The organism is Burkholderia sp. BCC1644 (genome assembly GCF_902833225.1).
Classification (GTDB): Bacteria; Pseudomonadota; Gammaproteobacteria; order Burkholderiales; family Burkholderiaceae; genus Burkholderia.
Genome location: NZ_CADFEI010000012.1, coordinates 191,253 through 213,654 on the forward strand (window position 1 = coordinate 191,253; position 22,402 = coordinate 213,654).

Genomic DNA, 22,402 nt, shown 5'->3' on the forward strand with positions numbered 1-22,402 from the left:
CGGTACGCGGACGTCGACACGGCGCGCAGGCGCGCGCCACACACGGGATTCGCATGTCTCCCCCACCCAGAAGGAATCGGCCTGTCAGCGGCCGTGTCCAAAGATCTTATGAAACCTTTTATTGGTATTCAAGTGGTATCAATCTGGCGCTAAATTGGCATCGACGCGCAGCGCCCGTCCGGACGGGGCGGACGAAAAAAAACCTCGCGCGATGCGAGGTTCGTTCCGGACGGCGGCGGCGCGCTCGGCCGCACGCGTCAGGCGGGCGTCAGTCGCGGCGTGTGCGTACGGGCGCTTCCTGCGGCTTCTGCCGCGCTTCGAGCCACATCGCATTGACGATGCCGAACGACAGCGCGACGCCGATACCGAGAATCCAGCTGAAATACCACATGATCCGACTCCTTGCGAAACGGTGGGCGAGGGCGCGGGCGCGCCCCGGCCCGGTTCTTCAATACATCGAGTGCTTGTTGTCCTCGAGCGTCTGGCGCGTGACCTTGCCGCGCATCACGCGATACACCCAGCTCGTGTAGAGCAGCACGATCGGCAGGAACACGATCACCGCGAACAGCATGACCTGAAGAGTCATGTGGCTCGACGTCGAATCCCATACGGTCAGGCTGCTGCGCGGGTCGAGCGACGACGGCATGATGAACGGGAACATCGAGAAGCCCGCGGTCAGGATCACGCCCGCGATCATCAGCCCCGTGCAGAAGAAGGCAGTCTTCTCCTGCTTCGAGCCGGCCAGCAGCATCGCGAGCAGGCCGCCCGCGATGCCGACGACGGGCGCCGCGATCATCCACGGGAATTCGCCGTAGTTCGCGAGCCACAGGCCCGAGCCGGCGGCGACTTCCTTGAGCAGCGGGTTCGCGACGGAGTCGGTCGGCGCGGGGTGCGTGATGTGGAAGCCGCCGACATACGATGCGATCAGCACGCCGGCCAGCGCGAACAGCACGACCGCGAGGAACGACGCCACGCGCAGCGCGATCGATGCGCGGCGCGCGATCACGCCGTCGGTCTTCATCTTGATGAACGCCGCGCCGTGCGCGACGAGCATCGTGAGGCTGACGAGCCCGCACAGCAGCGCGAACGGGTTCAGCAGCGCCCAGAAGCCGCCGTAGTAGGTCACGCGCAGGTCGCTGTCGAACTTGAACGGCACGCCTTGCAGCAGGTTGCCGAACGCGACGCCGAACACGAGCGCCGGCACGAAGCCGCCGACGAACAGGCCCCAGTCCCAGCCCGCGCGCCAGCGCGGGTCGGGCCGCTTGCTGCGGTAGTCGAAGCCCACCGGCCGGAAGAACAGCGCGAACAGCACGAGCAGCATCGCGAAGTAGAAGCCGGAGAACGACGCCGCGTAGACGAGCGGCCAGGCGGCGAACATCGCGCCGCCGGCCGTGATCAGCCACACCTGGTTGCCTTCCCACGTCGCGCCGACGGTGTTGACGATGATGCGGCGCTCGTCGTCGGTCTTGCCGAGGAACGGCAGCAGCGCGGTCGCGCCCATGTCGAAGCCGTCGGTGACGGCGAAGCCGATCAGCAGCACGCCGACGAGCAGCCACCAGATCAGCTTGAGAGTTGCATAGTCCATAGCGATTCCTTGTTCCGTTTCAGGTGCGTGCTCACGCCGGGGCGCGCTCGCTGGCGGCCGCGAGTTCGTGGTGATAGCGGCCGGTATGCAGCGACGACGGGCCGAGGCGCGCGTACTTGAACATCAGCTTGATCTCGATGACGAACAGGGCCGTGTAGAACAGGATGAAGCCCGCGAGACTCAGGTACAGGTCGGACGGCTGCAGGCTCGACGCGGACAGGTGCGTCGGCAGCACGCCGGCGATCGTCCACGGCTGGCGGCCGAGCTCGGCGACGATCCAGCCGAATTCGATCGCGATCCACGGCAGCGGGATCGCCCACACCGCATAGCGCAGGAACCAGCGACGGTTGTCCTGCAGCAGTTCGCGGCGCGCGCAGAACCAGAACGCGGCAATGAACGTCGCGACGAACAGGAAGCCGAGGGCCACCATGATCCGGAACGAGAAGAACACGGGCGCGACCGGCGGGATCGTCTTCTTCGCGGCGGCCTTGATCTGCTCGGGCGTTGCATCGACCACGTTCGGCGTGAACTGCTTGAGCATCAGCCCGTAGCCGAGATACTGCTTGTGCTGGTCGAACAGCGCGCGCGTCGCGTCGCTCGTGTCGCCCTGCTTGATCTTCTGCAGCGCGCCGTACGCGACCATCCCGCTCTGGATGTGTTCCTCGCTGTGCTTCGCGAGCTCGCGCAGGCCGATCACCGGTTCGTCGATCGAGCGCGTCGCGATCAGGCCGAGCGCGTACGGGATCTTGATCGCGTAGTCGGTGCGCTGTTCTTCCTGGTTCGGAATCCCGATCAGCGTGAACGATGCGGGTGCCGGCTGCGTTTCCCATTCGGATTCGATCGCGGCGAGCTTCATCTTCTGCACTTCGCCGGTCGTATAACCCGATTCGTCGCCGAGCACGATCACGCACAGCGTCGCCGCGAGGCCGAAGCCGGCCGCGACCGCGAACGAGCGCAGCGCGAAGTCGACGTCGCGTTTCTTCAGCAGGTACCACGACGACACGCCGAGCACGAACATCGCCGCCGACACGTAGCCGGCCGACACCGTGTGCACGAACTTCACCTGCGCGACGGGGTTGAACAGCACGTCGAACAGGCTCGTCATCTCCATGCGCATCGTCTGGTAGTTGAACTCGGCGCCGACCGGGTTGTTCATCCAGCCGTTCGCGACGAGGATCCACAGCGCGGACAGGTTCGAGCCCAGCGCGACGAGGAACGTGACCATCAGGTGCTTGACCTTCGACAGGCGGTTCCAGCCGAAGAAGAACAGGCCGACGAACGTCGATTCGAGGAAGAACGCCATCAGGCCTTCGACCGCGAGCGGCACGCCGAAGATGTCGCCGACATAGTGCGAGTAGTACGACCAGTTCGTACCGAACTGGAATTCGAGCGTGATGCCGGTGGTCACGCCCATCGCGAAGTTGATCCCGAACAGCTTGCCCCAGAACTGGGTCATGTCCTTGTAGACCTGTTTGCCGGTCATCACGTAGACGGCTTCCATGATGACGAGCAGCCAGGACAGGCCGAGCGTCAACGGCACGAACAGGAAGTGGTAGAGCGCCGTGATGCCGAACTGCAGACGTGACAGATCGACGACTTCACTGCTTATCATGGTGGTCTCCCTCGGTAGATGCAGGCGCCGGTACCGAGAGGAGCTTCTCGGCGACGGCGGCAGGCGGAAGCGACATGTGCTCGGCCTGCGGATGATTGAAGAATGCGTATTTGAGCGACATCAGGAGGATCAGCTTGACGATCAGCACCAGGGTGATGTCGCGGGCGAGGGTCGGGCCACGTGCCCACGCGGCGATGCGCGCGCGCCAGCCGATCGTACCGGCCGGCCGCGGGGGAGGCGGCGCAGGCTCTTTATTGATCGAGATCAAGGCGATTATCCTGAATCGATTTAGGTCGGATTTGGGGCGACTTTACGTCGGATTTATGACGGCCGTGAAGCTGTTTTAATCCTTTTGCGCCTGACATGCCAATTTTAAAAGGACGGCTTTCCGATGCCGAGTGCTGCGCTGCGGCAGACCGTCGCGAAACGCGGGGCAAAAGTTGAGGCAGATCAAGGTTATGCGGAAGGGGCGCGCAAACGGCCTAATACCTGATGAATCAGGTCAATTAATCAGTAGAGAAAAGGGCGGTGAAACGCGTGTACCAGCGCGTGAAAGCATGCGAAAAAGACGGGCGAAAAAAAACCGCTGCCGGGCAGGCAGCGGTTTCTGATGAAGCGCTCTAAATCGCAGCGATTTACGCGTATTCGGCGAGGGCAGTGCGCATCTTTTTCATTGCGCTCGCTTCGATCTGGCGGATGCGTTCCGCGGAGACGCCGAATTCGGCCGCGAGATCGTGCAGCGTCGAGCCGCCCGAGCCGTCGTCGTCGACGTGCAGCCAGCGCGCCTCGATGATGCGGCGGCTGCGCGCATCGAGTGCCTCGAGCGCCTGCGCGATGCCGTCCGTCTGCAGCATGTCGCGCTGGCGTGCGGCGAGCACGGCGGTCGGCTCGTTGTGCGAGTCGGCCAGGTAGGCGATCGGCGCGTACGACTCCTCGCCGTCTTCCACCTGCCCTTCGAGCGCGATGTCGCCGCCCGACAGGCGCGTTTCCATCTCGGTCACGTCTTCGCGCTTGACGTTGAGTTCCTTCGCGAGGCCGTCGATTTCCTCGGGCGTCATCGCCTGCAGGCCCTTCTTGTGGCTGCGCAGGTTGAAGAACAGCTTGCGCTGCGCCTTCGTCGTCGCGACCTTCACCGTGCGCCAGTTGCGCAGGATGTACTCGTGAATCTCGGCCTTGATCCAGTGAATCGCGTACGACACGAGACGCACGTTCTGCGCCGGATCGAAGCGCTTCACGGCCTTCATCAGGCCGATGTTGCCTTCCTGGATCAGGTCGCCGTGCGGCAGGCCGTAGCCGAGATAGTTGCGCGCGATCGACACGACCAGGCGCAGGTGCGACAGCACGAGGCGGCGTGCCGAGTCGAGGTTGTTGCCTTCGCGGAATTCGGTTGCGTACTGGCGTTCCTCTTCGACGGTCAGCAGCGGGATGCGGTTGACGGCCTGGATATACGCGTCGATGTTGCCGAGCTGACCGGGCAACATCGATTGGGCTGCGAGCGCCAGCGAGCCTGCCGATTCGGCCTTGGCCGGCGTCGGGCTCAGGGTATTCGGGAGGGTCAGGGCGTTGCTCACTAAAAAAACTCCTTTGGAATCAGGGACAAACCCCCGGTCTTGAATGAAATTCCGTGGGCCATCTTAGCACTCCCGCAAGACGAGTGCTAATTCCTTAGAGCGGGCGTGGGCATCCGAGTTCCCGGTTTTTCTATCGAGAAAGTCGAGTCGATAGTCTAATCTGCGACAGAGCGCGCGACGCTAAGTTCCGTAAACCGTTGTTTTTGATGGTAATCAGTAGACGATTTCGATTTTTGTCGTTTTGGAAGGAAGCCATTTCGCTTCGTGATGCCGATCGGAAAAGTCCTTTACCATACCATTCAGTTCGCTCGGGCCATGCCGTCGCGGCTGGCTCCATTCAACCCAAAAAGTTGGAGTGTCAGATGAACAATAAGAAGAATCGCCGGCCCCGCAGCCGGCTTGCGCTGCATGCGTTACTGGCGGCGTCACTTCTGGGCGGATCGGGTGCGGCGTTCGCGGATCGATGGGGGATCCAGGCGGGCGGCGGGTTTTCGGATCGTCGCGGGATCGACAAGGGCGATCTCGGCGTTGTATGGGATCCGGGCTGGAACTGGTGGCAGGTCGGCGGCTGGCACTTCGCGTTCGTCGTCGAAGGCCACGTCGGCTACTGGCACACGGGCGGCAACGTCCACAGCAGCATCGGCGAATTCGGCGTGACGCCGATGTTCCGCTTCATCAAGAGCGCGGGGGAGATTCGCCCGTTCATCGAGGCCGGCGGTGGCGTCCGGCTTCTGACTCATCCGACGATTTCGAACAATTTCTCGCTGTCGACCGCGTTCCAGTTCGCACCGACCGCGGGCGTCGGCGTGCAGTTCGGCCAACGGCAACAGTATCAGGTCGGCTACCGTTTTGAACATGTGTCTAACGCGGGTATCAAAGAGCCGAATCCTGGTATAAATTTCCACCAGTTCTACGTGCAATACAACTTCTGATCCGCACGCCCGCGCACGGCGGGCGCGTTGCCGAGGAGTCAGGCGATGGCGAAGGTGGTCGATGCGATCCGCGCGCTCGAGCGCGATCGGTTCCGGGCGATGGTGGACGGGGACGGTGAGGCGCTCGGCGCGCTGCTGTCGGACAAGGTGTTCTTCGTGCACACCAACGGCAAACGTGAAACCAAGCAGCAGTTCATCGATGCCATCGTTGCCGGCCGCCGCCGCTATCGCCAGATCGAAATCCAGTCGCAGGACGTGCTGCCGGTCGGCGGCGAAACCTGCATCGTCACCGGGCGCGCGTTGATCGAGATGGAAACGAACAACGGCGGCCTGGTCTTTCCGATTGCCTATACGTGCGTCCATACCGAGGAGCAGGGGCGCTGGTGCCTGCTCGCGTGGCAGGCGACGCGGTGCGCGACCGAGACATGAGCGCGCGTGGCGCTCCTTTTCATGTCCCCAACCGAGCGGCCTTCTGGGCCGCTTTTTGCTGGCCCGTGCGGCGCGGATCGCGCGGCGCACGGGCGGTCACGTCCCGCTCGCTGACGTCCAACCCTGATTCGATGCCCGGCCGTCAGGCCGCCGCGCGGCGGTCCGTGCAGTGCCAGGCCGAACGGTTGATGGCGCTGACGACGGCATCGAGCGCGGCGCTCGCCGCATCGGCATGCAGGCCGACACCGTGCCGCAGCGGCGCATCGCCGACCCGGCAGCCGGCCGATACGGCAAACCGTCCGTCCGTCGTACGCACGGATTCGCACGACGCGACATCGATCGCGGCGCCGGCCGCTGCCGCGAAGGCCGCGGCGAAACGTCGCACGGCGTCTTCGGGCATCGCATCGGCGGCGGGCGCCGCCGCGGCGATCTCGCGGTTCCGCCAGCGCGGCCCGCTGCCGTGGCGCGCGGCCGGGCCGTCGGTCTCGAAGAATTCGCGCGCAAACAGCGCGCAGATCGCATCGCCCGTCACTTCCTCGCCGGATGCGTCGGCGAGCGTCTGCACCGCGTGGCTGAATTCGATCTGCACGCGGCGCGTCGGCGTGAAGCCCATTCCGCGTTCGAGCAGGAACGTCGCGCCGCCCTTGCCGGACTGGCTGTTCACGCGGATCACCGCGTCATAGCTGCGGCCGAGGTCGGCCGGGTCGATCGGCAGGTACGGCACTTCCCAGACCGCGTCGGGGCGCTGCTGCGCGAAGCCCTTGCGGATCGCGTCCTGGTGCGAGCCCGAGAACGCGGTGAACACGAGGTCGCCCGCGTACGGGTGGCGAGGATGCACGGGAATCTGGTTGCAGCGCTCGACGACGCGGCGCACCGCGTCGATGTCGGAGAAGTCGAGGCCCGGGTCGATGCCCTGCGTATAGAGGTTCAGCGCGAGCGTGACGAGGTCGACGTTGCCGGTGCGCTCGCCGTTGCCGAACAGGCAGCCCTCGATGCGGTCGGCGCCCGCGAGCAGCGCGAGTTCGGCTGCCGCGACCGCGGTGCCGCGATCGTTGTGCGGATGCACGGACAGCACGATGCTGTCGCGATACGCGAGGTTGCGGTCCATCCATTCGATCTGGTCGGCGAACACGTTCGGGCTCGCGGCCTCGACCGTGGCCGGCAGGTTGACGATCATCTTGTGGTCGCGGGTCGGGCGCCACGTCTGCGCGACTGCGTCGCAGATCTCGCGCGCGAACGTCAGCTCGGTCATGCTGAAGGTTTCCGGCGAGTACTGGAAGGTCCACTGCGTGTCGGGGCGCGCGGCCGCGTGTTCCTTGATGATGCGCGTGCCGTCGATCGCGAGCGCCTTCACGTCGTGTTTCGACATCCCGAACACGATGCGGCGGAACGACGGGCAGACCGCGTTGTACAGGTGCACGATCGCGCGCGGCACGCCTTCGAGCGCGTCGAACGTGCGGGCGATCAGGTCTTCGCGCGACTGCACGAGCACCTCGATCGTCACGTCGTCGGGAATCCGCTTGTCGTCGATCAGCTTGCGGACGAAATCGAAGTCGGTTTGCGACGCCGACGGAAAACCGACTTCGATCTCCTTGAATCCGATCGCAACCAGCATCTCGAAGAATTCGAGCTTCTGCTCGATGCTCATCGGCTCGATCAGCGACTGGTTGCCGTCGCGCAGGTCGGTGCTCATCCACACGGGCGCACGCTCGATGGTGCGGGACGGCCAGCGGCGGCCATTGAGGCGGACGGGCTCGAACGGACGGTACTTGTCTTGCGGATTGCGCTGCATCTTCTGGACCTCGGGTCTCAAGTCGCGAGCGAAGACGGGCGGCATGGGCGACGGTTGGCGCTGCCTCGCACCGCCGCGCGCAATTGCGCCGCGGATGCGGATGATCTTCGCGAATCGGCCGACGGATAGACGGACGAATGCTGACGACTTCGGTTGTAAAAACTACGAGAGGGGTACTGCGAGGAACTGCTGGGAGGGACCGTGCGGACAGCACACGGCGCTACGACAGCCTTAGGCTAGTCGTAGCGATAGCGGCCGCGCTAGGCGGCCGGAGGTAATTCGGAGGGTGTTCGGAAAGGAACGCATGGCGACCACTCTATGCCAGGATGCGGCAGTGTGTCAAATGGTCGGGATAAAGGGGCGGGTCATCAGCGCGCGATACGGGCGATCTGCACGATCGTCGCGACCTGCCGCGCAACGGTGTCCGGTACCGGCACCTCGCCGCGCAGCACGGCGTCCGTCCACGCGGCCGTGGTCGCCGCATCGCGCGATTCGGGCAGCGCGACGGGCGGCGCATCGGTCGACGAACGTTCGGCCTCGATCAGTGTGTCGCACACGCCGTCGTGCAGCCAGTCGACCTGCACCTGGCGCCGCGTGTCGGCGACGGCTTCGCCCTCGGTGCCGCGCGCGAGCAGCGCACCGCCGAGCGCGGCGTCCGGATGATCGCGGAACAACTGCGCGAGGCTGTCGCGGTACGGCGGATGCGTGTAGTTGACGAGCCGCAGGCCGGCCGGAGCGAACGGCTGCAGGATCTTCACGAGCGTGTGCGTCGAGTTGCGCACGCCGAGTACGCTGCGCATCGACAGCAGGTGTGCAATCCGCGGCGCAAGGACTTCGATCGGCGCGAATGCGACGCGGCGCTCGGCCAGCGTGTCCTCGATCGCATCGTGCGACGTCGACGGCGCGAGCGACAGCGCGGAAAAGATCTCCGCGCTCGTCACGCGGCCCGGATCGCGCGCCACACCGTGCACGAGCACCGGCACGCCTTCGCGCGCGAGCAGCAGCGCGAGCAGCGGCACGAGGTTCGGCTGCTTGCGCGCACCGTTGTAGCTCGGGATTGCCACGGGGCGGAACGCGGCGTCCTGCACGCGCACGGGCTCGAACGACGCCTGCGCGGCGGCGAGCATCGCGGCCAGTTCGTCGGCGGATTCGCCCTTCAGCCGATAGGCGATCAGGATCGCGCCGAGTTCGACGTCCGACACGCGTGCGTCGAGCATCGCGCGATACAGCTCGAACGTGTCCTCGGCGGACAGCGCGCGCGCGCCGTTCGGGCCGCGGCCGATTTCCTTGATGAAGCGGGCGCACGGGAACGGAACGGTGGCGGGATCGAGGGAAGCGGTCATCGGGGCGTGGGGCGGGCGGCCGGCATCGGGCCGCGCGGTGAGCGGTGAGGAATGCCCCGAGTATCGCACGGGCGCGGCCGCGCATCGTGCCGCGCTACACTCTGGGTCCCGGCGGTGCGCGCGCCGGCTGCGCCGCGCCCGTGCCGTTGCCGGCCGAATACGACTACGAGAGACATCCCATGAAGCTCTACAGCTATTTCCGCAGTTCCGCGTCGTATCGTGTGCGGATTGCCCTGAACCTGAAGCAGCTGCCATTCGACTACGTCCCCGTGCACATGCTGCGCGACGGTGGCGAGCAGCTGAAGGACGCGTACCGCGCGCTGAATCCGGACGCGGTCGTGCCGACGTTGATCGACGACGCGGCGACGCTGCAGCAGTCGCTCGCGATCATCGAATATCTCGAGGAAACCCATCCCGAGCCCGCGCTGCTGCCGACGCAGCCGGTCGATCGTGCGTACGTGCGCGCGGTCGCGCTGCAGATCGCCTGCGAAATCCATCCGCTCAACAACCTGCGCGTGCTGAAGTACCTGAAGCACACGCTGAAGGTGCCCGAGGAGGCGAAAAACGCGTGGTACCGGCACTGGATCGAGGCAGGTTTCGAGACGCTCGAGACGCGCCTCGCGAGCGATCCGCGCACCGGCAAGCTGTGCTTCGGCGACACGCCGACGCTCGCCGACGTGTGCCTCGTGCCGCAGGTGTTCAACGCGAACCGCTTCTCGATCGACACCACGCGCTATCCGACGATCCAGCGGATCGTCGACCATGCCGCGACGCTCGACGCGTTCAAGGCCGCCGAGCCGGGCGTGCAGCCCGACGCGGAATGAGCGCGTCGTGCCCGCTGCGGGCATGAGCGGGCGCGCATGAAAAAGGGCGCCCGAAGGCGCCCCGTGCGATGCGTGCCGGCGAGGTTCAGCCGAGCAGCGCGTCCGCGAATTCCACTGCGCTGAACGGCTGCAGATCCTCGACCTTTTCGCCGACGCCGATGAAGTACACGGGCACCGGGCGTTGCCGCGCGATCGCGGCGAGGATCCCGCCCTTCGCGGTGCCGTCGAGCTTCGTGACGATCAGGCCCGTGAGGCCGAGCGCGTCGTCGAATGCCTTCACCTGCGTGAGCGCGTTCTGGCCGGTGTTCGCGTCGATCACCAGCAGCACTTCGTGCGGCGCGCCGTCGTGCGCCTTCGAAATCACGCGCTTCACCTTCTTCAGCTCTTCCATCAGGTGGAGCTGCGTCGGCAGGCGGCCGGCCGTGTCGGCCATCATCACGTCGATCTTGCGCGCGCGCGCGGCGCTGACCGCGTCGAAGATCACCGCGGCCGGATCGCCGCTTTCCTGCTGCACGACCGTCACGTTGTTGCGCTCGCCCCAGACCGCGAGCTGTTCGCGCGCGGCCGCGCGGAACGTGTCGCCCGCGGCCAGCAGCACCGACTGGTCGAAGCTCTGCAGATGCTTCGCGAGCTTGCCGATGCTGGTCGTCTTGCCCGCGCCGTTCACGCCGGTGATCATCATCACGAGCGGCTGCGCGCGGCCGAGCATCAGCGATTTCTCGAGCGGTGTCAGCAGCTCGACGAGCAGGTCGTGCAGCGCGTCCTTCACCTGCTGCGGGTCGGTCAGGCGGCCCGTGCGCACCTTTTCGCGCAGCGCGCCGAGCAGGTACTCGGTCGCTTCGACGCCCGCGTCGGACATCAGCAGCGCGGCTTCGAGCTCCTCGTACAGGTCCTCGTCGATCTTCGTGTTGACGAACACGCCGGTGATGCTCGAGCCCGTTTTCGCGAGCCCCGTTTTCAGGCGCGCGAGCCACGACTTCTTCGCGGAGGCGTCCTGCAGCGGCGGCGGGACGATCTCGACCGTCTCGACGACTTCGTCGCGGCCGTCGTTGGTCGGCGTGACCGTCATCACGACGGCCGGCGCGGCCGGTTGCGCCGGTGCCTGCGGCACATCGGCCGCGGGCGGCGCCTCGAGCACGGGCGTCGCATCGGACGGCTCGTCCGCTTGCTGCGCATCGGCCGATTGCGATTCCGCCGGATCGGGCTCCTGCGATTTCTTGAATCGTTTGAAGAAACTGAACATGGTCTGACGTCGGGAAGAGGGCAGGCCCGCCGAGAGGGGCGGGGCGCCGGACGGGCCGTTCTGCGTTCGCGCGGGCGCGGCGCACGGCGGCCGAAACCGTGCATTTTATCAGTGCGGCGTGGCGCTCGCGTCAGTGCGCGCTGCCGCTGTGGTAACGTGCGCCTGTTTGGCGGTGCGCCCCGGTGCGTACCCGGTCCCTCCGTCGTCGATATTCCGTATGTCCCGTTCCTCTTCCGGCCGCCCGGCGGCCCCTCCTGCCCGCGGCAAGCCGCACACGATCCGCATCATCGGCGGCGACTGGAAGCGCACGCCGCTCGCGGTGCTCGATCTCGACGGCCTGCGGCCGACGCCCGATCGCGTGCGCGAGACGCTGTTCAACTGGCTCGGCCAGGATCTCGAAGGCTGCCGCTGCCTCGATCTGTTCGCGGGCACCGGCGCGCTCGGCTTCGAGGCTGCATCGCGTGGCGCGGCGAGCGTCGTGATGGTCGAGCGCCACCCGCGCGCCGCGCAGCAACTGCGGGCGATCAAGGACAAGCTCGGCGCGCGCGCGGTCGAAGTTGCCGAGGCCGACGCGCTGCGGCTCGCGGCCGGGCTCACGCCGGGTGCGTTCGACGTGGTGTTCCTCGATCCGCCGTTCGGCGAGCCGGCCGTGCTCGATCGAGCGGTCGCGCTGGCGGCGCCGCTCGTCGCGGCGGACGGTGCGCTGTACGTCGAAACGGGGGCGGAACTCGACCCCGCCGCGCACGAGGCGCTCGCAGGCTGGCAGGTGGAGAAGCACGGCAAGGCAGGTGCGGTTCACTATCATTTGCTGCGGCGCGAAAATGATGAATAATGCGCGTTCCATACGAGGCGGCGCGCCGCAAAGGCGACGCATGCCCATCTCGGCAGTGGCGTGCGCATCGCGCGGCTGCCATCCCGTTTGCGTGATGACAGGAGGAGCGACATGGTAGTCGCCGTGTATCCCGGTACGTTCGATCCGCTGACACGCGGGCACGAAGACCTCGTGCGGCGTGCGTCGAGCATTTTTGATACGCTGGTTGTGGGCGTCGCCGACAGCCGCGCGAAAAAGCCGTTCTTCTCGCTCGAAGAACGTCTGACGATTGCGAACGAGGTGCTCGGCCATTATCCGAACGTGAAGGTGATGAGTTTCACTGGCCTCCTGAAGGATTTCGTCCGGACCAACAATGCACGCGTGATCGTGCGCGGCCTGCGTGCCGTGTCCGATTTCGAATATGAGTTCCAGATGGCAGGGATGAATCGCTACCTGCTGCCCGACGTCGAGACGATGTTCATGACGCCGTCCGATCAGTACCAGTTCATCTCGGGGACGATCGTGCGCGAAATCGCGCAGTTGGGCGGCGATGTCAGCAAGTTCGTGTTCCCGTCCGTCGAGAAGTGGCTGACCGAGAAAGTGACGGCGATGGGAGGCCCTGCCGCGTGATGCGGCGCCGGCCGGTTTCGTTGCGAAGCCGGTCGCCGGCCTGAAGAAGTGAGATCAGTATGGCTTTGATGATTACCGACGAGTGCATCAATTGCGACGTGTGCGAGCCCGAGTGCCCGAACGGCGCGATTTCGATGGGCCCGGACATCTACGTGATCGACCCGAACAAGTGCACCGAGTGCGTCGGCCATTTCGACGAACCGCAGTGCCAGCAGGTGTGTCCGGTCGAATGCATTCCGCGCGATCCGCAGCATGACGAATCGCACGCGCAATTGATGGAGAAGTATCACGCGTTGATCGCCGTGAAGGGCGACGACGCGTCTTGACCTGGCGGTGACGCGCGCCCGTTGACTGGCGGGCGCGCGTTCCGCTTTCAGATCGGCGCCGCCCGGCGCCGGTTCTTCCTGCTCAGGCCAGCAACTCGCGCAACGCCGCGACGAGCGCGTCGCATTCGGCGTCGGTGCCGACCGTGATGCGCAGGTGCTGGTCGATCCTCGGCAGCCGGAAGTGCCGCACGAAAATTTCCCGTTCCTTCAGTTTCGCCGCGATCGTGCCCGCATCGTGCGCGGGATGGCGTGCGAACACGAAATTCGCGGCTGACGGCACGATGTCGAAGCCGAGCGCGTCGAGCGCATGCGTGAGCCGCGTCCGGCTCTCGACCACGCGCCGGCAGGTCGCGTCGAAATAGTCGGTGTCTTCATATGCGGCCTGCGCGGCGACCTGCGCGAGCCGGTCGAGCGGATAGGAGTTGAAGCTGTCCTTCACGCGGTTCAGCGCGTCGATCAGCGCCGCGTCGCCGAACGCGAAGCCGACGCGCATGCCCGCGAGCGAGCGCGCCTTCGACGTCGTGTGCACGACGAGCAGATTCGGATGACGGTCGATCAGCGTAATCGCCGACTGCGCACCGAAATCGACGTACGCCTCGTCGATCACGACGACCGACGACGGATTCGCGGCCGCGATCCGCTCGACGTCCGTGAGCGGCAGCGCGCGCCCGGTCGGCGCATTCGGGTTCGGAAACAGCACGCCGCCGGCGTCGTCGAGATAGTCTTCGACGCGGATCGAGAAGTCGTCCGCGAGCGGCACGATCGTGGTCTCGATGCCGTACAGGCGCGCGTAGGTCGGATAGAAGCTGTACGTGATGTCCGGAAAGCGCAGTGGCCGGTCGTGCTTCAGCAGCGCCTGGAACGTGTGCGCGAGCACCTCGTCGGAACCGTTGCCGACGAACACCTGCTCGGGCTTGATGCGGTGATGGGCCGCGACCGTCTCGCGCAGCGCACGCGCGACCGGGTCGGGATAGCGGCGCAGCGTGTCGCCGGTCGTGCCGAGTTCGCGCGCGATCGCCGCGACGACACGCGGCGACGGCGGATAGGGATTCTCGTTGGTGTTCAGCTTGACGGGGTGCGCGAGCGCGGGCTGCTCGCCCGGCACGTAAGGCACGAGTTGCTGAACGACGTCGCTCCAGTAACGGCTCACCGCTTGGCTCCTGTCGGGCAAAACGTCGAGATTACCGCATGTGCGCGTCGCGGTGGGGCGGGCGAAGCCGCCCGGCGACGCCGGACGGCCCGATGCACCGGGCCGGTGCGAGGTTGGATCAGTTGCGATGCAGCTGCATCGTCGCGCGGTCGAGTTCGCCCTTGACGACCATCGGCATCACGGCGAGCGCGCGTTCGATCGACGCGTCGATCACGTCCTGCTCTTCGCGACGCGGCGGCTTCAGCACGAAATTCGCGACGTCGGGCTTCGCGCCGGCGCGTGCGCTTTCCGGAATCAGGTCGCGCGGATGGCCGATGCCGATCCGCAGCCGCCAGTATTGCTGAGACGACAAGTGCGCGGTGATGTCCTTCAGGCCGTTGTGGCCGCCGCTGCCGCCGCCGAGCTTCAGCTTCACGGTGCCGGGCGGCAGGTCGAGCTCGTCGTGTGCGACGAGGATCTGGTCGGGCAGGATCTTGAAGAATTGAGCGAGCGCGACGACCGACTGGCCGGAGCGGTTCATGTAGGTCTGCGGCTCGAGCAGATGGACTTCCTCGCCGTGCAGGCGCGCTTTCGCGTAGAAGCCGTGGAAGCGGCGTTCGTCGCGCAGCGTCGTGCCGGCTTCGCGGGCGAGCTGGTCGATCAGCCAGAAGCCGGCGTTGTGGCGCGTCGCGGTGTATTCCGCCCCGGGATTGCCGAGGCCGACGATCAGTTTGATCATGACGTTTCGAAGGCGGCAACGGCCGCCTGGGCGCAGAAAAAGAAAAACCCGCCGGGCAAGCCGCGGCGGGTTGCGTCGACCGTTTCGAGAAACGGATCGATGGGGCGCGTAGGCAGCCGCTTAGGCAGCCGGCGTTTCGCCTTCGGCTGCGTCCGACACGGCACCAGCCGGGATCGTTGCCGATGCGACAACCGGGTTTTCCGCTTCGACGTGCGAGACCAGCGCGACGCCCTTCGGCAGCGTGATGTCCTTCGCGTGCAGCGATTGACCGGCTTCGATCTTCGACAGATCGACTTCGAGGAACTCCGGCAGGTCAGCCGGCAGGCACTCGATTTCGATTTCCGTCGCGACGTGCGAAACGATCGCGCTCGACAGCTTCACGGCCGGGCTGACTTCTGCGTTCAGGAAGTGCAGCGGTGCCTTCGTGTGCAGCTTCTTCTTCGCGTCAACGCGCTGGAAGTCCACGTGCAGCACCAGTTGCTTGAACGGGTGGTATTGCACGTCGCGCAGCAGAACCTGTTGCGATGCGCCAGCCACTTCGAGGTCGAGGATCGACGAGTGGAAAGCTTCCTTCTTCAGGGCGTGCCACAGGGCGTTGTGATCGAGTTCGATCTTTTGCGGGGCTGCTTCGCCACCGTAAACGATACCCGTGGTCTTACCAGCGTTGCGCAGGCGGCGGCTCGCACCCGTACCTTGCTCTTGGCGCTCGAAAGCGACGACTTTCATATGATTCTCCAATAGCTGCCCGCGACCAGGCAGTAAAACGGGGCCGTCAAACGGCGGCCCCTGATGAAACGGCCGGGGTTTCGTCTATCCCGTCCGATTGTGCAAAAAGCGAAGCGTTGCCGCTTCGCTTTCTGCGCATGCTTTGTTCGGTCGATTCGCGATCAGGATTCCGCGAACAGCGACATCACCGAATCGCCGCGGCGGATACGCGAGAACGTCTCGGCCAGCAGGCTCGCGCTCGTCAGCGAGCGGATCTTCGGGCAGGCGAGCGATTCGGCCGACAGCGGGATCGTATCGGTGACGACCAGCTCGTCGAGTGCCGATGCGGCGATGCGGTCTGCGGCGCCGCCCGACAGCACGGGGTGCGTCGCATACGCGAACACCTGCTTCGCACCGCGATCCTTCAGCACTTGTGCGGCCTTGCAGAGCGTGCCGGCCGTATCGACCATGTCGTCCATGATCACGCAGGTGCGGCCTTCGACTTCACCGATGATGTTCATCACTTCGGCGATGTTCGCCTTCGGACGACGCTTGTCGATGATCGCGAGATCGCAGTTGAGCTGCTTCGCGAGTGCCCGGGCACGCACCACGCCGCCGACGTCCGGCGAAACGACGAGCAGATCCGAGTAGTTCTGCTTGCGCAGGTCACCCAGCAGGATCGGCGTTGCGTAGATGTTGTCGACCGGGATGTCGAAGAAGCCTTGAATCTGGTCGGCGTGCAGATCCATCGTGATGATCCGCTCGACGCCGGCGATTTCCAGCATGTTCGCGATGACCTTCGCCGAGATCGCGACACGCGCCGAACGCGGGCGTCGATCCTGACGGGCATAGCCGAAGTAGGGGATGGCTGCGGTGATCCGGCCGGCGGATGCGCGCTTGAGCGCATCGACCATGATCATCAGTTCCATCAGGTTGTCGTTCGTCGGCGCGCACGTGGATTGCAGGACGAAGACGTCCTTGCCGCGCACGTTTTCCTGGATCTCGACCTGGATCTCGCCGTCGGAGAAACGGCTGACCATTGCTTTGCCGAGGGGAATACCAAGGATATTGACGACTTCCTGGGCGAGCGCGGGATTCGCGTTGCCAGTAAAGACCATCAGGCCATCATGGCTGTGGCTGCTCATCGTGCACCTGCTTCAGGCTTGGGCGGGAAATGCGGGAAAATTTTTGGCAGGGGAGGAAGGACTCGAACCCTCGCATGCCGGAATCAAAATCCGGTGCCTTGACCAACTTGGCGACTCCCCTACACTTAACTGACTGCTTCACCGAACTCGTGTAGGCCGTTCGGCAAAGTAAAACTTCATGACGCGAAAGCGAAGAGCGGATGCTCGTTCAGACTCTCGGCAACTGCGCCGTTCCAACTGGCGGGCAGCTTGGCTTTCGCCGCTTCTGCCTCGTGCTTGCTGTGAAACGCTGCAAACACGCTTGCTCCGGAGCCGGTCATCCTCGCGGGGGTCAAATCATACAACCATTTAACCGCCTGCGCAACTTCCGCGTACTTCCTTGTTACAACTCCCTGCATGTCGTTCCGGCCGAAGCTGTCTGGCCATCCCGCATCGCTGGTTTGCTGTGCAAGAAAGTCAGCAATTGTGACGGGCTTCGTATTTCTTGTCAACAACTCATCTGAAAATATTTCAGCGGTCGGGACATGAACGCTTGGCGTCACAACCAAGAACCAGCGAGTCGGCAATTGTACCTCAGCTAATTCCTCTCCGATACCCTCTGCGAACGCATTTTTTCCAAAAATAAAAAACGGGACGTCTGCGCCGAGTTTGACCGCGAGCGACTGGAGCTCGGCACGCGACAGGTCGAGCTGCCACAGGCGGTTCAGCGCGAGCAGCGTCGTCGCCGCGTCGGAGCTGCCGCCGCCGAGGCCGGCGCCCATCGGCAGGCGCTTGTCGATCTCGATGTCGACGCCGTGCGCGGTGCCCGTATGCGCTTTCAGCAGATTGGCCGCGCGCACGACGAGATCGCTTTCCTCGGGCACGCCGGGCACGTCGGTGACGCGCGCGACACGGCCGTCGTCGCGCAGCGTGAAGTGCAGCGTATCGCCCCAGTTCAGCAGCTGGAACACGCTCTGCAGATCGTGATAGCCGTTCGGGCGGCGGCCGGTGATGTGCAGGAACAGGTTGAGTTTCGCGGGCGCAAGGCAGTTGCGCAGCGAGCGGGTCGAATCGGTCATGCGTATGTCTGGGCTGGGCCGGTGCTCACTGGTCGAGCACGAGCTTGATATCGAGCGGCGGTGTCGCGCGCACGAGGTTGACGCGTTTGACGCCCGTGGCCGGGGCATCCGCGTAGGCAAGGTAGTCGATCGTCCAGCCGTCCTGGCGGATCTGCTTGACGCGCGTGCCGTCGGCCGGGTCGCGCACGGTTTCCGCTTGCGTCGCGGGTGCGGCCGTCGGCAGCAGCCAGTAGCGCAGGCCGGCGAGCGGCAGTTCGAAGCCGAGCGTTTTCTGCATCAGGTCGCCGACGTCCGGTGCGTATTGCGTCGGACGGTTCGGCAGTTCGAGGGAGGCCGCCTGCGGCGTCGATTTCACGATCGCGAGCGTCTGGCCGAGCGGGCTGCGCAGCTCGAGCGACACGTCGTCGCCGTGCTCCTGCCAGTCGAAGTTGCCGTACACGTGCTGCTGCTTGCCGAGACGGTCGTCGTACTGCACCGCGAAGCGGCCATGGTAAGCGTGCGTCGCGGCCGTTTGCAGCACCGCGCCCGTCGTCGGCGCGCCGGCCGACGGTGGCGTACTCGCGCAGCCGGCGAGCGCGAGCGCCGCGCCGGCCGCGGCCAGCGTGCGCTGCGCGCGGGAGGACAGGGAAAGCGTCGGGAACATCCGCATCAGAGACCGTTGACCTGGAGGCGCTTCAGCGTCTGCACGAGCGTGTCGTTGTCGGGTTCGAGCTTCTGCGCGTCACGCCACGCGGTGCGCGCGTCGTCCTGCGCGCCGCTCTTCCACAGCACTTCGCCGAGGTGTGCGCCGATTTCGGCGTTCGGCTGCAGTTCGTACGCGCGCCGCAGGACCTTCGTCGCACCGGCCGTATCGCCCATCCGGTACTTCACCCAGCCGAGGCTGTCCATGATGTAGGCGTCGTTCGGCGCAAGCGTCATCGCCTTGTCGATCAGCTTGCTGGCTTCGGGCAGGCGCTGGTTGCGGTCGGCCAGCGAATAGCCGAGCGCGTTGTACGCCTGCGGGTTGTCGGGCTGCGTGCGGATCAGCTCGCGCAACTGCTTTTCCATCGTCGTGTAGTGGCCGGTCTTTTCGGCCGCCATCGCGTAGTCGTAGCGCAGGTCGGGATCGTCCGGGAAGTCCTGGACCGCCTGCCCGAGCCGTGCCTCGGCCTCCGGATAGCGCTTCGCGGTGAACAGGATCGACGCATCGGTGCGTGCGACCACGGCCGCGTCGCGCGGATCGGTGATCGGCAGGTCGTCGAGCACCTTGCGTGCCTCGTCGGTCTTGCCCTGTTTCTGCAGCAGCTGCGCGCGCGTGATCTGCGCGGGCAGGTAGTGCTGGCTCGTCTGGTCGACCTTGTCGAGCCATTGCGACGCCTGCGCGTCGTTGTTCTGGTCGATCGCGATCTGCGCGAGGTAGATGTAGCCCTGGCCGACGTCGAGGTTCGGCTGCTTGTCGCCGAGCTGCACGTACTGCTTCAGGTAGGCGGTCGCTTCGTCGAGCTTCTTCTGCTGGATCTTGATCAGCGCGAGCGCCATCAGCGGCGTCGGATCCTTCGAGTCGAGCTTGCGCATCGTCTCGAACTGCTTCTGCGCGTCCTCGAGGCGATCGTCGGCGAGATACAGCTGCGACAGCGCCAGCCGCGCATCGCGCGACTTCGGATTCTGCTGAACATACTTCTCGAACGACGCGATGCCGGCCGCGCGTTCCGCCGGGCCCATCTGCGACAGCATCAGCGCCGCCGGCAGGTAGTCGGGGCGCAGCGCCAGCGCCTGCTTCAGCGACTGCGCGGCGCCGTCCTTGTCGTCGACCGCGAGCTGTTGCCGCGCGATCGCGAGCTGCGCCTCGGGCCGGTTCATGTCGCTCTTCAGCATGTCCTTCAGCACCGCGAGGCCGCCGACGCGGTCGGAGCCGCGCACGAGCAATGCCTGCAGCGCGAGGATCGCGGGGCCGCGCGTCTCGCCGGTCGCGCGGGCCAGCTCGCGCGCGAGCATCGGTTGCGCGTCGGCCGGCTTGCCGGCGAGCACCAGCAGCGCGGCGTCGACCTGCGACGCCCGGTTCGAATCCGGCGCGTACTGGCGCCACAGGTTCGCGGCGGACAGTGCGTCGGCCGGGCTCTGCGCACCGAGCGCGATTTCGGTCGCGCGCTGCGCCATGCGCGGATCGCGCGTGTCGCGGGCGAGCGCGAGGTAGGTCTGGTAGGCCGGGGCCGGCTGGTTGCGCTGGAGCGCGACCTCGGCGGCGAGCACCTGGTAGACGATCTGGCTCGTCAGCGGCACACCGGGGAGATTCTTCTGCTCGTCCGGCATCACATGCTCGAACGCACCCTGCGGCTCCGCGTCGTCCGATGCCGGATCCTGCGCGTGGGCCGGGAAGGCGGTGAGGGTCCAGGCGGCAAACAACGCGGCGCCGAGTGCACGGCGGACCGGGAAGGCGCGCGCGCCGCGCACGGCGGCGGGACGCTTCTGAAGCAGCTTCGAGGGCAGGGTCATGGAAATCCGTTCGATGTTTCAACCGATTGTAACGCGCTCGCTACAATACACGCACGATCGGTAATCCAGTCTCAGACCTGCAAAACATGCCAGAGTTGCCAGAAGTCGAAGTCACGCGCCGGGGCATCGAGCCCTTTGTCGCAGGCCGCCGCGTCGAGCGTGTCGACGTCCGTACCGCGATGCTGCGCTGGCCCGTGCCGGCGGGGCTCGCCGAGCAGTTGCGCGCGCGCGAGGTGATCGCCGTCGAGCGGCGCGGCAAGTATCTGCTGTTCGAGGTCGACGCCGGCTGGTTCATCGTCCATCTCGGCATGACGGGCACGCTGCGCGTGTTGCCCGCGGCCGGCGTGCCGGTCGCCGCGAAGCACGACCACATCGACTGGATCTTCGACGAATTCGTGCTGCGGTTCCGCGACCCGCGCCGCTTCGGCGCCGTGCTGTGGCACCCGCGCGAAGCGGGCGACGTGCATGCGCATCCGCTGCTCGCGAGCCTCGGTGTCGAGCCGTTCTCGCCCGCGTTCACCGGCGCGCTGCTGCACGCGCGCACGCGCGGCCGCACGGTGTCGGTCAAGCAGGCGCTGCTCGCGGGCGACATGGTCGTCGGCGTCGGCAACATCTATGCGTCGGAGAGCCTGTTTCGTGCCGGCATCCGGCCGACGACGGCCGCCGGCAAGGTCTCGCTGCCGCGCTACGAGCGGCTGGCCGACGCAGTGCGTGCGACGCTTGCCGACGCGATCGAGCGCGGCGGCAGCACGTTGCGCGATTTTGTCGGCAGCAACGGCGAAAGCGGCTACTTCCAGCTCGACTGCTTCGTCTACGACCGTGCGGGCCAGCCGTGCCGCGTATGCGGCACGCCGATCCGCCAGATCGTGCAGGGCCAGCGATCGACCTATTTCTGCCCGACCTGCCAGCGTTGAAACCTTTTTTCACGATTAGATAACTTGAAGCCGCCCCGCATCGCCCCCGCTCCGTTCCCCGTCACGCCGCTGCATCGCACGTTCGCCACGCGCCTCGTCGCGTGGCAGCGCGAGCACGGCCGCCACGACCTGCCGTGGCAGAACACCCGCGATCCATACCGGATCTGGTTGTCGGAAATCATGCTGCAGCAGACGCAGGTGTCGACCGTCATTCCGTATTACACGCGCTTTCTCGAACGCTACCCCGACGTTGCCGCGCTCGCGGCCGCGCCGACCGACGACGTGATGGCGCTGTGGGCGGGGCTCGGCTACTACTCGCGAGCGCGCAACCTGCATCGCTGCGCGCAGGTCGTCGTTGCCGAGCATGGCGGTGCGTTTCCGGCAACGCCCGACGCGCTGGCCGAACTGCCGGGCATCGGCCGCTCGACGGCCGCGGCGATCGCGTCGTTCGCCTACGGCGCGCGCGCGACGATTCTCGACGGCAACGTGAAGCGCGTACTCGCGCGCGTGTTCGGCGTCGAGGGGTTTCCGGGCGAGAAGCGCGTCGAGAACGACATGTGGGCGCTCGCCGAATCGCTGCTGCCCGACGCGGCGAACGCGGCGGACGTGAGCGCCTATACGCAGGGGCTGATGGATCTCGGCGCGACGCTGTGCGTGCGCGGCAAGCCCGATTGCGCGCGCTGCCCGTTCGTGGGCGACTGCGTCGCGCAATCCACGGGCCGCCAGCGCGAACTGCCGGCCGCGCGGCCGAAGAAGGCCGTGCCGACGCGCAAGACCTGGATGCTCGTGCTGCGTGACGGCGACGCCGTGTTGCTGGAACGGCGGCCGCCGACCGGCATCTGGGGCGGGCTGTGGAGCCTGCCGCAAGCGGACGGCGATGCCGCACTCGCGGAACTCGCGCGCGGCTTCGGCGGTGGCGGCACGGTGCCGCTCGCGCCGCTCATGCACACGTTCACGCATTTCCGGCTGGAGATCGAGCCGCGGCTGAGCGACGTGGCGGACGGCGGCGGATTGCCTTCGTCCGCACGAGACGCCGATACCGCGTGGGTGCCGCTGAGCCGGCTCGATGCGTACGGCGTGCCGGCGCCCGTGCGCAAGCTGCTCGACGCACTGAGCGGGCCGCTGTTGTAACGAAGGGAGAG

23 protein-coding genes and 1 tRNA gene are annotated in these 22,402 nt (G+C 66.1%); 8 read left to right on the top strand and 16 right to left on the bottom strand.

Annotated features, from left to right (window positions below; all coding sequences use genetic code 11):
- Positions 1 to 268 precede the first annotated feature (268 nt).
- The 5 genes from cydX to rpoH all read right to left on the bottom strand — a co-directional run bounded on the left by cydX (position 269) and on the right by rpoH (position 4,768).
- Positions 269 to 391 carry a cytochrome bd-I oxidase subunit CydX gene (cydX, locus tag HWX87_RS24150; RefSeq protein WP_166723818.1) on the bottom strand — a complete coding sequence of 41 codons (123 nt, stop codon included), beginning with the start codon at positions 389 to 391 and terminating at the stop codon, positions 269 to 271.
- Between the two features lie 57 nt (positions 392 to 448).
- Positions 449 to 1,585 carry a cytochrome d ubiquinol oxidase subunit II gene (cydB, locus tag HWX87_RS24155; protein ID WP_176049625.1) on the bottom strand — a complete coding sequence of 379 codons (1,137 nt, stop codon included), beginning with the start codon at positions 1,583 to 1,585 and terminating at the stop codon, positions 449 to 451.
- A 31-nt stretch (positions 1,586 to 1,616) separates the two neighbouring features.
- On the bottom strand, positions 1,617 to 3,197 hold the full coding sequence (locus tag HWX87_RS24160) for a cytochrome ubiquinol oxidase subunit I (RefSeq protein WP_124452095.1): 1,581 nt from the start codon (positions 3,195 to 3,197) through the stop codon (positions 1,617 to 1,619).
- Positions 3,184 to 3,471, bottom strand: a complete 288-nt coding sequence (gene cydP / locus HWX87_RS24165) for a cytochrome oxidase putative small subunit CydP (RefSeq protein WP_176049664.1) — start codon at positions 3,469 to 3,471, stop codon at positions 3,184 to 3,186. The genes HWX87_RS24160 and cydP overlap by 14 nt, the downstream gene beginning before the upstream one ends.
- 361 nt (positions 3,472 to 3,832) lie before the next feature.
- Complete coding sequence (rpoH, locus tag HWX87_RS24170; RefSeq protein ID WP_176049626.1) at positions 3,833 to 4,768, bottom strand: RNA polymerase sigma factor RpoH; 936 nt, start codon at positions 4,766 to 4,768, stop codon at positions 3,833 to 3,835.
- A 362-nt stretch (positions 4,769 to 5,130) separates the two neighbouring features.
- Here rpoH and HWX87_RS24175 point away from each other — a divergent pair, with 362 nt between their 5' ends.
- Together HWX87_RS24175 and HWX87_RS24180 are read left to right on the top strand one after the other, a co-directional pair.
- Positions 5,131 to 5,700 carry an acyloxyacyl hydrolase gene (locus HWX87_RS24175; RefSeq protein ID WP_176049627.1) on the top strand — a complete coding sequence of 190 codons (570 nt, stop codon included), beginning with the start codon at positions 5,131 to 5,133 and terminating at the stop codon, positions 5,698 to 5,700.
- 45 nt (positions 5,701 to 5,745) lie between these two features.
- Positions 5,746 to 6,129 (top strand): nuclear transport factor 2 family protein, encoded by a 384-nt coding sequence (locus HWX87_RS24180; RefSeq protein WP_176049628.1) that lies wholly within the window; start codon positions 5,746 to 5,748, stop codon positions 6,127 to 6,129.
- A 142-nt stretch (positions 6,130 to 6,271) separates the two neighbouring features.
- On the opposite strand, the gene leuA is transcribed toward HWX87_RS24180, so the two are convergent.
- Both leuA and ybiB read right to left on the bottom strand, forming a co-directional pair.
- Positions 6,272 to 7,921: a 2-isopropylmalate synthase gene (gene leuA / locus HWX87_RS24185; protein WP_176049629.1), complete on the bottom strand. Its 1,650-nt coding sequence runs from the start codon at positions 7,919 to 7,921 to the stop codon at positions 6,272 to 6,274.
- A gap of 368 nt (positions 7,922 to 8,289) precedes the next feature.
- Positions 8,290 to 9,264, bottom strand: a complete 975-nt coding sequence (gene ybiB / locus HWX87_RS24190) for a DNA-binding protein YbiB (protein ID WP_176049630.1) — start codon at positions 9,262 to 9,264, stop codon at positions 8,290 to 8,292.
- Positions 9,265 to 9,443: 179 nt separating this feature from the next.
- On the opposite strand from ybiB, the gene maiA reads away from it, so the two are divergent.
- Positions 9,444 to 10,088 carry a maleylacetoacetate isomerase gene (gene maiA / locus HWX87_RS24195; protein WP_176049631.1) on the top strand — a complete coding sequence of 215 codons (645 nt, stop codon included), beginning with the start codon at positions 9,444 to 9,446 and terminating at the stop codon, positions 10,086 to 10,088.
- A gap of 85 nt (positions 10,089 to 10,173) precedes the next feature.
- Here maiA and ftsY read toward each other — a convergent pair whose 3' ends face one another.
- Positions 10,174 to 11,331: a signal recognition particle-docking protein FtsY gene (gene ftsY, locus HWX87_RS24200; protein WP_176049632.1), complete on the bottom strand. Its 1,158-nt coding sequence runs from the start codon at positions 11,329 to 11,331 to the stop codon at positions 10,174 to 10,176.
- Between the two features lie 217 nt (positions 11,332 to 11,548).
- On the opposite strand from ftsY, the gene rsmD reads away from it, so the two are divergent.
- The 3 genes from rsmD (at position 11,549) to HWX87_RS24215 (ending at position 13,098) form a co-directional block, all read left to right on the top strand.
- Complete coding sequence (gene rsmD / locus HWX87_RS24205) at positions 11,549 to 12,163, top strand: 16S rRNA (guanine(966)-N(2))-methyltransferase RsmD (RefSeq protein ID WP_176049633.1); 615 nt, start codon at positions 11,549 to 11,551, stop codon at positions 12,161 to 12,163.
- A gap of 111 nt (positions 12,164 to 12,274) precedes the next feature.
- Complete coding sequence (gene coaD, locus HWX87_RS24210; protein WP_021163047.1) at positions 12,275 to 12,772, top strand: pantetheine-phosphate adenylyltransferase; 498 nt, start codon at positions 12,275 to 12,277, stop codon at positions 12,770 to 12,772.
- Positions 12,773 to 12,831: 59 nt separating this feature from the next.
- Entirely contained in the window at positions 12,832 to 13,098 is a 267-nt protein-coding gene (locus tag HWX87_RS24215; protein WP_006477774.1) for a YfhL family 4Fe-4S dicluster ferredoxin, read from the top strand.
- Between the two features lie 82 nt (positions 13,099 to 13,180).
- Here HWX87_RS24215 and hisC read toward each other — a convergent pair whose 3' ends face one another.
- The 8 genes from hisC to HWX87_RS24255 all read right to left on the bottom strand — a co-directional run bounded on the left by hisC (position 13,181) and on the right by HWX87_RS24255 (position 20,346).
- Positions 13,181 to 14,248, bottom strand: a complete 1,068-nt coding sequence (gene hisC / locus HWX87_RS24220; RefSeq protein WP_176049634.1) for a histidinol-phosphate transaminase — start codon at positions 14,246 to 14,248, stop codon at positions 13,181 to 13,183.
- Positions 14,249 to 14,366: 118 nt separating this feature from the next.
- A complete protein-coding gene (gene pth, locus HWX87_RS24225) occupies positions 14,367 to 14,966 on the bottom strand; it encodes an aminoacyl-tRNA hydrolase (RefSeq protein WP_006477776.1) in 600 nt (199 codons plus the stop codon).
- Positions 14,967 to 15,086: 120 nt separating this feature from the next.
- Positions 15,087 to 15,692, bottom strand: a complete 606-nt coding sequence (locus tag HWX87_RS24230; protein ID WP_176049635.1) for a 50S ribosomal protein L25/general stress protein Ctc — start codon at positions 15,690 to 15,692, stop codon at positions 15,087 to 15,089.
- 161 nt (positions 15,693 to 15,853) lie between these two features.
- Positions 15,854 to 16,816 carry a ribose-phosphate pyrophosphokinase gene (locus HWX87_RS24235; protein ID WP_176049636.1) on the bottom strand — a complete coding sequence of 321 codons (963 nt, stop codon included), beginning with the start codon at positions 16,814 to 16,816 and terminating at the stop codon, positions 15,854 to 15,856.
- Positions 16,817 to 16,860: 44 nt separating this feature from the next.
- Positions 16,861 to 16,937: transfer RNA gene (locus tag HWX87_RS24240), tRNA-Gln, on the bottom strand.
- Positions 16,938 to 16,992: 55 nt separating this feature from the next.
- Entirely contained in the window at positions 16,993 to 17,874 is an 882-nt protein-coding gene (ispE, locus tag HWX87_RS24245) for a 4-(cytidine 5'-diphospho)-2-C-methyl-D-erythritol kinase (protein WP_176049637.1), read from the bottom strand.
- A 25-nt stretch (positions 17,875 to 17,899) separates the two neighbouring features.
- Positions 17,900 to 18,523, bottom strand: a complete 624-nt coding sequence (gene lolB, locus HWX87_RS24250; RefSeq protein ID WP_176049638.1) for a lipoprotein insertase outer membrane protein LolB — start codon at positions 18,521 to 18,523, stop codon at positions 17,900 to 17,902.
- Entirely contained in the window at positions 18,523 to 20,346 is a 1,824-nt protein-coding gene (locus HWX87_RS24255) for a tetratricopeptide repeat protein (protein WP_176049639.1), read from the bottom strand. Before HWX87_RS24255 ends, lolB begins: the two co-directional genes overlap by 1 nt.
- A gap of 86 nt (positions 20,347 to 20,432) precedes the next feature.
- Between HWX87_RS24255 and mutM the strand changes: the two genes are divergently transcribed.
- A complete protein-coding gene (mutM, locus tag HWX87_RS24260) occupies positions 20,433 to 21,260 on the top strand; it encodes a bifunctional DNA-formamidopyrimidine glycosylase/DNA-(apurinic or apyrimidinic site) lyase (RefSeq protein WP_176049640.1) in 828 nt (275 codons plus the stop codon).
- 24 nt (positions 21,261 to 21,284) lie between these two features.
- The gene (gene mutY, locus HWX87_RS24265; RefSeq protein ID WP_176049641.1) at positions 21,285 to 22,391 is read left to right on the top strand and encodes an A/G-specific adenine glycosylase; all 1,107 of its coding nucleotides are present in this window, start codon (positions 21,285 to 21,287) and stop codon (positions 22,389 to 22,391) included.
- The last annotated feature ends 11 nt before the right edge of the window (positions 22,392 to 22,402 follow it).